The organism is Streptomyces sp. SPB074 (assembly GCF_000154905.1).
GTDB lineage: Bacteria > Actinomycetota > Actinomycetes > Streptomycetales > Streptomycetaceae > Streptomyces.
The window spans coordinates 5,138,977-5,150,343 of record NZ_GG770539.1 but is presented as its reverse complement, the minus strand read 5'-3'; the positions used below and the strand labels follow the sequence as shown (position 1 = coordinate 5,150,343).

Here is an 11,367-nt window from a genome sequence, read left to right as displayed (position 1 = left end):
GGGCGGGCAGTCCGGGCGGGGGCGGCGCTCCGGGCAGGGGCAGGCGGGCGGGCCGTCCGGTGTCGCGGAGAAGAGGCCGGGTGGTACCGCCTTCCCGGACGGGTGAGGGCCGATCGGCCCCCATCCGTCGGGCGGCGGGGTGACGTGGCTCACCGGTTTGGCCTCCGGCACTTGCGGTCTCCTAGGGTGTGCCGCAGTGACTTCCTTCGACTCGTCCCCCCAACTCAACGCCTGGCGAGCGCTGCTCGCGGTGGCGGTCGTCTTCGTCATGCTCGCCACGACCGGCTGGACGGCGGTCAGGGCCCGGCACGAACCGGGCGGGCCGCTCCAGTTGTCGGTACGGGCCTGGAACCACGCGCGGCTCGACCACCGCGCCCTGCCGGACGCGGCCTCGCCGCCCGAGCGGCTGCGCGAGTTCTTCGCCGCGCTGCGTCCCGCCCAGCGCGAGCACCTCGCGCACCGCTACCCGCTCGCCGTGGGCAACATGAACGGCGCCCCGCTCACGCTGCGCTACGCCGCCAACCGGCTCGCGCTCACCCAGGCCCGCGACCAGGAGGTGCGCCGCACCCAGGACCCGCGCCTGTCGGCCGGGGGCCACGAGGAGGCGGCGGACCGGGCCGCGCGCTACACCTCGATGCTCCGCCCGGACCGCGACTTCCTCGCCTTCGACCCCAACGGCTCGGGCCGCGCGGCGGAGGTCTTCGGCGATCTGGCGCACGCCCGCCGGGTCTCCGTCGTCGTCCCCGGCGTCGACACCGCGCTCATGACCTTCGAGCGCACCAACCGGCCCTTCACCGCGCCCTCGGGAATGGGCCGCTCGCTCTACGCGGCCGAACGCGCGGCGGCGCCCCGGGCCCGTACCGCCGTGATCGCCTGGGCCGACTACACCGCGCCCGGCGGGATCGGCATCGAGGCGGCGACCGCGAGCCGCGCCCAGGAGGGCGCGGGGCGGCTCGACGCCTTCGTGCGGGGGCTGCCGGGCGGGCTCAGGGTCGCGCTCGTGTGCCACAGCTACGGCTCCGTGGTGTGCGGGGTCGCGGCGGACCGGCTGCCGCACGCGGTCACGGACATCGCGGTCGCGGGGAGCCCGGGGATGCGCAGCGGGAACGCGGCCGGGCTCGGCACCCGGGCGCGGGTGTGGGCGACGCGGGACGCGGGCGACTGGATCAGGGAGGTGCCGCACGTCGAGCTGGGCTCGCTGGGGCACGGCGCCGACCCGGTCGGCAAGGACTTCGGCGCGCGGGTCTTCTCCTCGACGGGGGCGGTGGGGCACGGTGGCTACTTCGTGCCCGGGACGGCGAGCCTGCGCAATCTCGCGCACATCGGCACGGGGGACTACGGGGACGTCGGCTGCGCGCCGGGGGGCGCGGGGTGCAGGGCCGGGGTGCCGGACCGGGGCACGAGCCGCGCCTGAGCGGTGGCCGCCTCCCGGGCCAGGGGCACGCCGTCCGGAACGGTTGCCGGGCGGGGAGCGTCCGGAATCAGTACCGGACACGGAACGTCCGTACCCGCGACCGCGTACAGCGGGCGGGACGGGAGAGAAGCAAGAGGTCGGGGCCAGGGGGAAAAGCGCCGGTCACGGGGACCGGCGGACCGCTGGAGAAAGGACGGAGGCGCGCGTGCCGCATACGATGAGCCGCATGGGTGATGTATTGGCCGGTTTCCATGCCACCTGGGAGTTCACGGAGGACTCCGTGCTCATCCGCTACGAACGGGGAATCCGGACACCGAAGCTGCTCCAGGTTCTCGGGGAGCGCCGGGTGCCGCTCGCGGCGGTCGACACGGTGACGCTCGCGCCGGGGCGGCGCGGCACGGTCGTGCTGCGCGCGGTGCCGCGCGCGGGCGCCGATCCGCTGATGGAGGCGGCGGCGGGGCAGCTCAAGGAGGGCTGCGACCCGTACCGGCTCGTGCTGCCCGCCGAGCGCGAGGAGCTGGCCGAGTTCCACGCGGCGCAGATCCGCGACCGCCTCGGCCCGGACTCGTCCGAGCCGGCCGAGAGCTTCCTGGTCGCTGCGCCGCGCGGACCGCGGCAGTTCAAGGCGTACGACGGCAAGGCGAGCTTCAACGGCTCGGCCGTCTCGTTCCGCTGGTCGCGCACGGGCGCGTCGAGCACGAAGTGGAAGGCGGGCGACCAGTCCTTCCCGGTCGCGGCGCTGAGCGGCGTCGAGTGGCGCTCGCCCGAGATACTCGACGGCTACCTGCGTCTGCTCCCCCGCCACCCGGTCCCCGGCGCGGAACCGGGGCCGGCCGCCGAGCACGACCCGGCCGCCGTCGTCTTCGGCCTCGGCTACGGGCCGGTGCACGAGTCCCTGCCCTTCGCCGCCGCCGTGCTCGCCGCCGCCAGGAGCAGCGCGACACGGGGCGGCACTGCCGAGGCCGCGCCGCAGGCCGCCGCCCTGCGTTCCGACCCGGCGGACATCGCCGAGCGCATCCGCCACCTCGGCGAACTGCACCTCGCGGGGCTGCTCACGGACGAGGAGTTCACGACGAAGAAGAAGGAGCTGCTGGCGCAGCTGTGAAGGGGACGGCCGCCCGGGATGCCGGCGCGCGCCCGGCGTGCCCGCCCCGCGCCCGGCCCGCCCGGCGGCGGCGCGGGCGGCGGACCGCGGCGGCTCCCCTCAGGAGCCGGAGTAGATCCCGATCTTGTGGTCGAGGACGCCCAGCGTGTCCTGGAGCGCCGCGATCCGCGAGCGGACCTCCTCGCGCGTCGCCTCCAGGAGCTCCCGCCGCTCGGCGACCGTGTGCTCCCCGGCCCGCGACAGCTCCCCGTAGCGCACCATGTCGGCCACCGACATCCCCGTCAGGCGCAGCTTGTTGACGAACGAGAGCCATTCCAGGTCGCGGTTGTTGTAGCGGCGCTGCCCGGTGTGGGAGCGGTCCACCTCCTCCAGGAGGCCGATGCGCTCGTACCAGCGCAGGGTGTGGGCGCTGAGCCCCGTGAGGGTCACGACCTCGCTGATCGTGTAGTGGTCCCTGCCGTCCGGGCGCGGGTAGTCGGCGAGCTTCGCGACACACAGGTCGCGGCCGTTGACCGGCCGCCCGGGGGCGACGGGGTGGGCGAGGGTCATGGGTGTCCCTTCGGGTGAGGCGGACCCCACCCACCGTAAAACCCTAGAGCCCACTCCAGGCAATACGCGCTGGCCGGTGGCCGGAAGACGCCGCCTAGACTCGCCCGCATGGAGAGCCTGAAGACGATCGAAGCCTGGCCCGTCACGACCGCCGCCGCAGGGGTCGTGCGCGGCGACGGGAGCGTCGCGGGGCGGCACGGTCCCACCGGTCGCCGCTTCTGGCTGGCGTCCGTGACCAAACCGCTCGCCGCGTACGGCTTCCTGCTCGCCTACGAGGAGGGGGCGGTCGAACTCGACGAGCCGGCCGGGCCCGAGGGCGCCACCGTGCGCCACCTCCTCGCGCACACGAGCGGCCTCGCCTTCGAAGAGGACCGGGTCCAGGCCGCGCCCGGCACCCGCCGCATCTACTCCAACGCCGGTTTCGAGGCGCTCGGCGCGCACGTCGCGCGGGCCACGGGCATCCCGTTCGCCGACTACCTGCGCGAGGGCGTCCTCGCGCCGCTCGGGATGGACGCGACCAGCCTGGAGGGCTCCCCCGCCAAGGACGGTCACTCGACCGTGGACGACCTGCTCCTGTTCGCCGCCGAACTCCTGGCCCCGCGCCTGCTCGACGCCGGGACCGTCGCGGCGGCGACCCGCGTCGCCTTCCCCGGGCTCAACGGCGTCCTGCCCGGCTACGGGCAGCAGAAGCCGAACGACTGGGGTCTCGGCTTCGAGATCCGCGACGGCAAGTCCCCGCACTGGACGGGGGCGCACTCCTCGCCGCGCACTTTCGGCCACTTCGGGCAGTCCGGGACCTTCCTGTGGGTGGACCCGGAGGCGGGCGCGGCCTGCGTGGCGCTCGCCGACCGCGCCTTCGGCCCCTGGGCCGTCGAGGCGTGGCCGCCCCTGACCGACGCGGTGCTCGCGGAACTGCGGGCCGCCTGAGCGGGCGCGCGGACAGGCCCCGGCACCTAGTACTCCAGCAGCGGTTCGTGTCCTGAGCTGGTCTTTGTCGTTCTCCTGGTATGAGGGAGCTGGGTGAAGTAGCTGTATGGTCCGCGGAGTTGGAGGCTGTGTTCGCTCGGGTCGCGGGTCGGTTTGCTCGGGCGGATCTGCGGTGGCGGATGCGGGATTACGTTCGGGGTCTGCTGGCTCGTGTGGCGCGTAAGAACGGCTGGCAGCTCGCGGAGTGGGCGGGGCACCGTAGTCCTGACGGGTTCCAGCGGCTGCTGAACTCCAGCGTCTGGGATGCGGACGCGGTGCGGGACGATGTCCGCGAGTATGTGGCCGAGGTGCTCGGTGATGACGGGGTCCTGATCATCGATGACACCGGTTTCATCAAGAAGGGGATCACGTCGGCGGGTGTGGGCAGGCAGTACACCGGCACCTCGGGCAAGATCGACAATTGTCAGGTCGGGGTCTTCGCCGCCTACGCCACGTCTCGCGGACGTGCCCTGGTCGACCGGGAGCTGTATCTCCCGAAGGCGTGGACAGGGGATCGGGAACGCTGCCGGGCGGCGAAGGTTCCCGACGAGCGGGAGTTCGCGACCAAGGGTGAACTCGCGAGGGCGATGGTTACCCGGACGCTGGCCGCCGGTCTGCCGGCGCGGTGGGTGACGGCGGACGAGGCCTATGGGCAGGACTGGAAGTTCCGCCGCCTGCTGGAGGAACTCGATGTCGGTTACGTCGTCGCTGTTCCGAAGTCTCAGCAGGTCAAGAGCTTGACGGGGTTCTGGCGGATCGACGAGCTCATCGCCCAGGCGCCCCAGGATGCCTGGCAGCGGCTGTCCTGCGGCAACGGGGCCAAGGGCCCCAGGGTCTACGACTGGGCGAGCGCGAGACTGCCGTCGATCGCCCTCTTCGACGGCGACGAGTCAGCCCACCACCGATGGGTGCTGGCCCGGCGCAGCGTGGCACGGCCCGAGGAGACCGCCTACTACTTCGCCTACGCGCCCACGAGCACCACTGTCGCCGACCTGGTGCGGGCGGCCGGCACACGCTGGGCGATCGAGGAATGCTTCCAGGCGGCGAAGAACGAGTGCGGCCTGGACGAGTACGAGGTCCGCCGCTACGTCGGCTGGTACCGGCACATCACCCTGGCCATGCTCGCCCACGCCGTCCTGACCTCACTCGCAGCCCAAGCCGCCGACGAGCCCGAAAAAGGGGGCTTTGGAAACGAACCTCTCTCGCCCCGCTCACCGTGGCAGAAATCAGACGCCTCCTGGACACTCTCCTTCCCCGCCCCCGACCCCACCCCGACCCAGTCACCCACGCACTGAAGTGGTCAGCCTGGAGAAGACACCACCAAGCCACCGCCCGCCGCTGCCACTACCAAAAACGCAGCTCAGGACACGAACCGCTGCTGGAGTACTAGGCGAAGGGGTCGGCCAGTTCGAGGAGCAGCACCTCGCAGACGGTACGGGCCCGCAGCACCGCGCCCCGCACGTCCGCGCCGTCCCGCACCCGTACCGCGTCACCCGCCGCGAGCCGCGCGCCGCCCGCCGTGCCGCCGCGCACCTCGGCCTCCCCTCGCACGAGGTGGACGTACCCGTAGGGCGCCGCGGGGAGCGGCAGGGTCTCGCCCGGAGCGGGGCGGGCGACCCGGAGCACGGCGCCCGCCTCGGGCACCTCGTAGGGCGCGGCGAGCGCGCGCACCACGGTGTAGCGGGGGGTGAGCGCGGGGGTGCGGGCGGCGAGCCAGAGTTGCAGGAAGACGAGCGGCCCGGCGCCGTCGTTGCGCTCGACGTGGTGGACCCCGGCGCCCGCGCCGAGGTGCTGGAGGTCGCCGGGGCGTACGCGGGTGGAGCCGCCCCGGGCGTCGCGGTGGCTCAGTTCGCCGGAGACCACCCAGGTGAGCAGTTCCGTGTCGCTGTGGCGGTGCTCGGCGAAGCCGGCGCCGGGCGCGAGGTGTTCCTCGTTGCAGGCGGTGAGCGGACCGAGGCGCAGGTTGCCGGGGTCGTAGTGCGGGCCGAAGGAGAAGGCGTGCCGGGTCGTGATGCCCGCGTCCGGCTCCCCGCCCGGGTGGCGGTCGGTGCCGCGTCGTACGTCGATCACGGCGCCCACGGTAGCCCTCGCACGCGAGGCCACCGGACGCGCACGGTGCGTGACGGACCCCGGCCGCTCCGTTCCCCGGCGCGATAGGGCAGTCTTGGTCCCGTGCCCGACTCCGTATCCCGCCCCGCCGACTCGCCCGCCTCCCCGGCTCCCGCGCACCCGCACGCGGCGACCCTCAAGCGGCTGGAGCACTCCTCTGGAAGCCTCGCCGCCCGCGCCATCCAGCGGATGGACGAAACGCTTCGCTGGTACCGGGCGATGCCGCCCGAGCACCGCTCGTGGATCGGGCTCGTGGCACAGGCGGGCATCGCCGCCTTCACGGAGTGGTTCCGGCACCCGGAGGCCCCGCAGGCGATCTCCACGGACGTCTTCGGCACCGCGCCGCGCGAGCTGACCCGGGCGGTCACGCTGCGGCAGACGGTCGAGATGGTGCGTACGACGATCGAGGTCATGGAGAGCGCGATCGACGACGTCGCCGCGCCGGGCGACGAGGCGGTGCTGCGCGAGGCGCTGCTGCGCTACGCCCGCGAGATCGCCTTCGCGACGGCGCAGGTGTACGCGCAGGCCGCCGAGGCGCGCGGCGCCTGGGACGCGCGCCTGGAGTCCCTCGTGGTGAACGCGGTGCTCTCCGGCGAGGCCGACGAGGGCACCGTCTCGCGCGCGGCGGCGCTCGGCTGGGACGCGCCCGAGTACGTGTGCGTGCTGCTCGGCACGGCGCCCGACGGGGACAGCGAACTGACCGTCGAGGCGATCCGGCGGGCCGCCCGGCACGCGAAGCTCCAGGTCCTGACGGGGGTGCTCGGCAGTCGCCTCGTCGTCATCGCGGGGGGCAGCGACAATCCGCTCGCCGTGGCGAAATCCCTGATCGGGCCGTACGCGGCGGGGCCCGTCGTCGCCGGGCCCGTGGTCCCCGACCTGCTCGCCGCGACCCGCTCGGCGGCGGCCGCGGCGGCCGGGCTGCGCGCCTCGGCGGCGTGGCAGGACGCGCCGCGCCCGGTGCTCGCCGACGACCTGCTCCCGGAGCGCGCGATGGCGTCCGACCCGGCGGCGCGCGAGCAGCTGGTGGAGGAGATCTACAGACCGCTCCAGGAGGCGGGTTCGGCGCTGCTGGAGACGCTGAGCGTCTACCTGGAGCAGGCGAGCAGCCTGGAGGGTGCCGCCCGGATGCTCTTCGTGCACCCGAACACCGTGCGCTACCGGCTCCGACGTGTGACTGACGTCACCGGCTGGTCCCCCTCGGATGTACGATCCGCGTTCACGCTGCGGATCGCGCTCATCCTGGGACGCCTGGCCGCGGCCGAGCAGCGGTCCTAGGCTTTTGTACGGTCCCGACAATTCCCCTGTCGGTTATTCGTCCCTGTCCCCACCGGCGCACCGGACCCTTCGCAAGAGAGAGTGTGAGCGTGCTTGTACTTGTCGCGCCCGGCCAGGGCGCCCAGACGCCCGGCTTCCTGACCCCTTGGCTCGAACTGCCCGGCGCGGCGGAGCGGCTCGCGGGCTGGTCCGAGGTGACCGGCCTCGATCTCGTGCACTACGGGACGGAGGCCGACGCCGACGCGATCCGGGACACCGCGGTCGCCCAGCCGCTGCTGGTGGCGGCCGGGCTGCTGTCGGCCGCCGCGCTCGCGGGGACCCTGGAGACCCCGGAGGCGCCCGTGCTGGGCGCGCTGCGCCCCGGCGCGGTCGCCGGGCACAGTGTCGGCGAGCTGACGGCCGCGGCCTTCGCCGGTGTCCTCGAGGCCGGGGCGGCGCTCGCGCTCGTCCGGACCCGGGGGCTCGCGATGGCCGAGGCGGCCGCCGTGACCGAGACGGGCATGGCCGCGCTGCTCGGCGGGGACCTCGCGACGGTCGCGCCGCACCTGGAGAAGCTGGGCCTGACCCCGGCGAACGTCAACGGCGGCGGCCAGGTCGTCGCCGCGGGGACGGCCGCGCAGCTCGCGGCGCTCGCCGAGGACAAGCCCGAGGGCGTGCGCCGTGTCGTCCCGCTCAAGGTCGCGGGCGCCTTCCACACCACGCACATGGCCCCGGCGGTCGACGCGCTCGCGAAGGCGGCGGCCGGGCTGAGCCCGGCGGACCCGGCGTTCGCGTACGTGTCGAACAAGGACGGGGCCGTGGTCGCGACCGGCGGCGAGGTGCTCGACCGGCTCGTGGGCCAGGTCGCCAACCCGGTGCGCTGGGACCTGTGCATGGAGACGTTCGGGGAGCGGGGCGCGAGCGCCCTGATCGAGGTCTGTCCCGGCGGCACGCTCACCGGTCTCGCCAAGCGCGCTCTGCCGGGTGTCGCGACGCTCGCGCTGAAGTCCCCCGAGGACCTCGACGCGGCGCGCGCGCTCCTCGCGGAGCACGCCGCCTGATCCCCCCACCCGATCCGCCCGCCCCGCACCGCCAGGACGACGAGGAGCCCCGTCAGATGTCGAAGATAAAGCCCGCCAAGGGTGCCCCGTACGCGCGCATCCTGGGCGTCGGCGGCTACCGGCCAGAGCGGGTGGTCCCCAACGAGGTCATCCTGGAGACGATCGATTCCTCGGACGAGTGGATTCGTTCGCGTTCGGGGATCGAGAGCCGGCACTGGGCGGGTCCCGAGGAGAGCGTGACGACGATGTCGGTGGAGGCGGGCGGCAAGGCCCTCGCCGACGCCGGTATCGCGCCCGAGCAGATCGGCGCGGTCGTCGTCTCGACCGTCTCGCACTTCAAGCAGACCCCGGCCGTCGCCACGGAGATCGCCGACCAGCTCGGCTGCGGCAAGCCCGCCGCCTTCGACATCTCGGCGGGCTGCGCGGGCTTCGGCTACGCGCTGACGCTGGCCAAGGGCATGGTCGTCGAGGGCAGCGCCGAGTACGTGCTCGTCCTCGGTGTGGAGCGGCTCTCGGACCTCACCGACCGGGAGGACCGCGCGACGGCCTTCCTCTTCGGCGACGGCGCGGGCGCGGTCGTCGTGGGTCCCTCGCAGGAGGTCGCGATAGGCCCGACCGTCTGGGGCTCCGAGGGCGACAAGGCCGAGGTCATCAAGCAGACCGTGCCGTGGACGGACTACCGCTCCGGCGAGGTCGCGCGGTTCCCGGCCATCACCCAGGAGGGCCAGGCGGTCTTCCGCTGGGCGGTCTTCGAGATGGCGAAGGTGGCCCAGCAGGCGCTGGACGCCGCCGGGATCACCGCGGAGGACCTGGACGTCTTCATCCCGCACCAGGCCAATATGCGGATCATCGACTCGATGGTGAAGACCTTGAAGCTGCCGGAGCACGTCCAGGTCGCACGCGACATCGCGACCACCGGCAACACCTCGGCCGCCTCCATCCCGCTCGCCATGGAGCGGATGCTGGCGACCGGCCAGGCGAAGAGCGGCGACACCGCGCTTCTCATCGGCTTCGGGGCGGGTCTCGTGTTCGCCGCGACGGTCGTTACCCTCCCCTAGGGCATCTGTCCCCGGGCGGCCATCCGGCCGGGTCCGCGCGCGTTCCCGCTGCTCATCCAGGGCGACGGAGCGCGACACGGGCCGGCCGGAGGGGCGCCACCGCTGGAATCCCCGTAACAATTTCCCTCAACGAATGGAGCGCCGACATGGCCGCCACCCAGGAAGAGATCGTCGCCGGTCTCGCCGAGATCGTGAACGAGATCGCCGGTATCCCGGTCGAGGACGTCCAGCTGGACAAGTCCTTCACCGATGACCTGGACGTCGACTCGCTGTCCATGGTCGAGGTCGTCGTCGCCGCCGAGGAGCGCTTCGACGTCAAGATCCCCGACGACGACGTCAAGAACCTCAAGACCGTCGGCGACGCCGCCGATTACATCCTCAAGCACCAGAGCTGATCCGGTGCTCCGGGCCCGGCCCGCGCCCACCCGGCGCGGACCGGGCCCGGGGCCGGCCGCTCGGCGCCCGGGGACACCGCGGCACGCGCTCGCGTGCCGGGGTGGCCCGCCCTGTGTGACTGCCGCCGTCCGGCGGTGGCGCCGCAATCCCTCGTATCCGTGGAGAAGGAATTCCTGTGAGCCCGACCAATCGCACCGTGGTCGTCACCGGTATCGGCGCAACCACACCGCTGGGTGGCGACGTGAAGTCGACCTGGGACGGCCTGCTCGCCGGCCGCTCCGGTGTCCGTCCCCTCACCGAGGAGTGGGCCGAGCAGCTGCCGGTCAAGATCGCCGCCCGCGTCCTCGTGGAGCCCGGCGAGATCCTGCCCCGCCCGCAGGCGCGGAAACTGGACCGCTCGGCCCAGTTCGCGCTGATCGCGGCGGACGAGGCGTGGAAGGACGCCGGTTTCACCGCCAAGGCCGGTGAGGACGCCTCGGTCGACCCCGACCGCCTCGGCGCCGTGATCGCCTCCGGCATCGGTGGTGTGACGACCCTTCTGGACCAGTACGACGTACTGAAGGAGAAGGGCGTACGGCGCGTGTCGCCGCACACCGTGCCGATGCTCATGCCCAACGGGCCCGCCGCCAACGTGGGTCTCGCCATCAACGCCCGTGCCGGGGTCCACACCCCCGTCTCCGCCTGCGCCTCCGGCGCCGAGGCGATCGGCTACGGGATCGAGATGATCCGTACGGGCCGCGCCGACGTCGTCGTCGCGGGCGGCACCGAGGCCGCGATCCACCCGCTGCCCATCGCCGCCTTCGCCAACATGATGGCGATGTCCAAGAACAACGAGGACCCCGAGGGTGCCTCGCGCCCCTTCGACACGGGCCGGGACGGCTTCGTACTCGGTGAGGGCGCCGGTGTCATCGTCCTGGAGTCCGCCGAGCACGCCGCGAAGCGCGGCGCGCGGGTCTACGCCGAGGCGCTGGGCCAGGGTGTCTCGGCCGACAGCCACCACATCACGGCCCCCGAGCCCTCCGGCGAGGGCATCTCGCGCGCCCTGGAGAACCTGCTCGCCTCGACCGGCCTCGACCCGGCCGAGATCGTGTACGCCAACGCGCACGCGACCTCCACGCCGCTGGGCGACGTCGGCGAGATCAAGGCCCTCTCGAAGGTCTTCGGCCCCGAGCTGGACCACGTGGCGATCTCCTCGACCAAGTCGATGACCGGGCACCTCCTCGGTGGCGCGGGCGGTATCGAGTCGGTCGCGACGATCCTCGCGGTGAAGAACCGGACGGCCCCGCCGACGATCAACGTCGCCGAGCTGGACCCGGAGGTCACCGCGGACATCATCCGCGACGAGCCGCGCGCCCTCCCGGCCGAGGGCCCCATCGTGGCCCTCAACGACTCCTTCGGCTTCGGCGGCCACAACGTGGTCCTGGCGTTCCGCAGCGTGTGAGGGTGAGGCGTGTG

At 73.4% G+C, this 11,367-nt stretch carries 11 protein-coding genes; 9 read left to right on the top strand and 2 right to left on the bottom strand.

Annotated elements, in window-relative coordinates; translation table 11 throughout:
- Window positions 1–196 precede the first annotated feature (196 nt).
- Together SSBG_RS21780 and SSBG_RS21775 are read left to right on the top strand one after the other, a co-directional pair.
- Window positions 197–1,414, top strand: a complete 1,218-nt coding sequence (locus SSBG_RS21780) for an alpha/beta hydrolase (RefSeq protein WP_008748227.1) — start codon at window positions 197–199, stop codon at window positions 1,412–1,414.
- Window positions 1,415–1,640: 226 nt separating this feature from the next.
- Window positions 1,641–2,519 carry a DUF4429 domain-containing protein gene (locus SSBG_RS21775; RefSeq protein ID WP_008748226.1) on the top strand — a complete coding sequence of 293 codons (879 nt, stop codon included), beginning with the start codon at window positions 1,641–1,643 and terminating at the stop codon, window positions 2,517–2,519.
- A 99-nt stretch (window positions 2,520–2,618) separates the two neighbouring features.
- Here the strand turns inward: SSBG_RS21775 and SSBG_RS21770 are convergent, their stop codons facing one another.
- The gene (locus SSBG_RS21770) at window positions 2,619–3,068 is read right to left on the bottom strand and encodes a MerR family transcriptional regulator (protein WP_037870363.1); all 450 of its coding nucleotides are present in this window, start codon (window positions 3,066–3,068) and stop codon (window positions 2,619–2,621) included.
- A 108-nt stretch (window positions 3,069–3,176) separates the two neighbouring features.
- Here SSBG_RS21770 and SSBG_RS21765 point away from each other — a divergent pair, with 108 nt between their 5' ends.
- Window positions 3,177–3,995, top strand: a complete 819-nt coding sequence (locus tag SSBG_RS21765) for a serine hydrolase domain-containing protein (RefSeq protein WP_008748224.1) — start codon at window positions 3,177–3,179, stop codon at window positions 3,993–3,995.
- A gap of 80 nt (window positions 3,996–4,075) precedes the next feature.
- Window positions 4,076–5,329, top strand: coding sequence for an IS701 family transposase (locus tag SSBG_RS21760; RefSeq protein WP_037869003.1), 1,254 nt, complete (start codon window positions 4,076–4,078; stop codon window positions 5,327–5,329).
- 91 nt (window positions 5,330–5,420) lie between these two features.
- On the opposite strand, the gene SSBG_RS21755 is transcribed toward SSBG_RS21760, so the two are convergent.
- The gene (locus SSBG_RS21755) at window positions 5,421–6,113 is read right to left on the bottom strand and encodes a pirin family protein (RefSeq protein ID WP_008748223.1); all 693 of its coding nucleotides are present in this window, start codon (window positions 6,111–6,113) and stop codon (window positions 5,421–5,423) included.
- Between the two features lie 93 nt (window positions 6,114–6,206).
- Between SSBG_RS21755 and SSBG_RS21750 the strand changes: the two genes are divergently transcribed.
- From SSBG_RS21750 to fabF, 5 genes are all read left to right on the top strand, one after another.
- Complete coding sequence (locus tag SSBG_RS21750) at window positions 6,207–7,418, top strand: PucR family transcriptional regulator (protein ID WP_008748222.1); 1,212 nt, start codon at window positions 6,207–6,209, stop codon at window positions 7,416–7,418.
- A gap of 89 nt (window positions 7,419–7,507) precedes the next feature.
- Window positions 7,508–8,458: an ACP S-malonyltransferase gene (locus tag SSBG_RS21745; protein ID WP_008748221.1), complete on the top strand. Its 951-nt coding sequence runs from the start codon at window positions 7,508–7,510 to the stop codon at window positions 8,456–8,458.
- 56 nt (window positions 8,459–8,514) lie between these two features.
- The gene (locus SSBG_RS21740; protein ID WP_008748220.1) at window positions 8,515–9,516 is read left to right on the top strand and encodes a ketoacyl-ACP synthase III; all 1,002 of its coding nucleotides are present in this window, start codon (window positions 8,515–8,517) and stop codon (window positions 9,514–9,516) included.
- A gap of 146 nt (window positions 9,517–9,662) precedes the next feature.
- Window positions 9,663–9,911: an acyl carrier protein gene (locus SSBG_RS21735; RefSeq protein WP_008748219.1), complete on the top strand. Its 249-nt coding sequence runs from the start codon at window positions 9,663–9,665 to the stop codon at window positions 9,909–9,911.
- Between the two features lie 176 nt (window positions 9,912–10,087).
- Window positions 10,088–11,353, top strand: a complete 1,266-nt coding sequence (gene fabF / locus SSBG_RS21730; protein WP_008748218.1) for a beta-ketoacyl-ACP synthase II — start codon at window positions 10,088–10,090, stop codon at window positions 11,351–11,353.
- The last annotated feature ends 14 nt before the right edge of the window (window positions 11,354–11,367 follow it).

Coding starts and splice junctions, on each gene's coding strand:
- SSBG_RS21760 (WP_037869003.1), top strand. CDS start 4,076: ATGAGGGAGCTGGGTGAAGTAGCTGTATGGTCCGCGGAGTTGGAGGCT.
- SSBG_RS21735 (WP_008748219.1), top strand. CDS start 9,663: ATGGCCGCCACCCAGGAAGAGATCGTCGCCGGTCTCGCCGAGATCGTG.
- SSBG_RS21765 (WP_008748224.1), top strand. CDS start 3,177: ATGGAGAGCCTGAAGACGATCGAAGCCTGGCCCGTCACGACCGCCGCC.
- SSBG_RS21775 (WP_008748226.1), top strand. CDS start 1,641: ATGGGTGATGTATTGGCCGGTTTCCATGCCACCTGGGAGTTCACGGAG.
- SSBG_RS21740 (WP_008748220.1), top strand. CDS start 8,515: ATGTCGAAGATAAAGCCCGCCAAGGGTGCCCCGTACGCGCGCATCCTG.
- SSBG_RS21770 (WP_037870363.1), bottom strand. CDS start 3,068: ATGACCCTCGCCCACCCCGTCGCCCCCGGGCGGCCGGTCAACGGCCGC.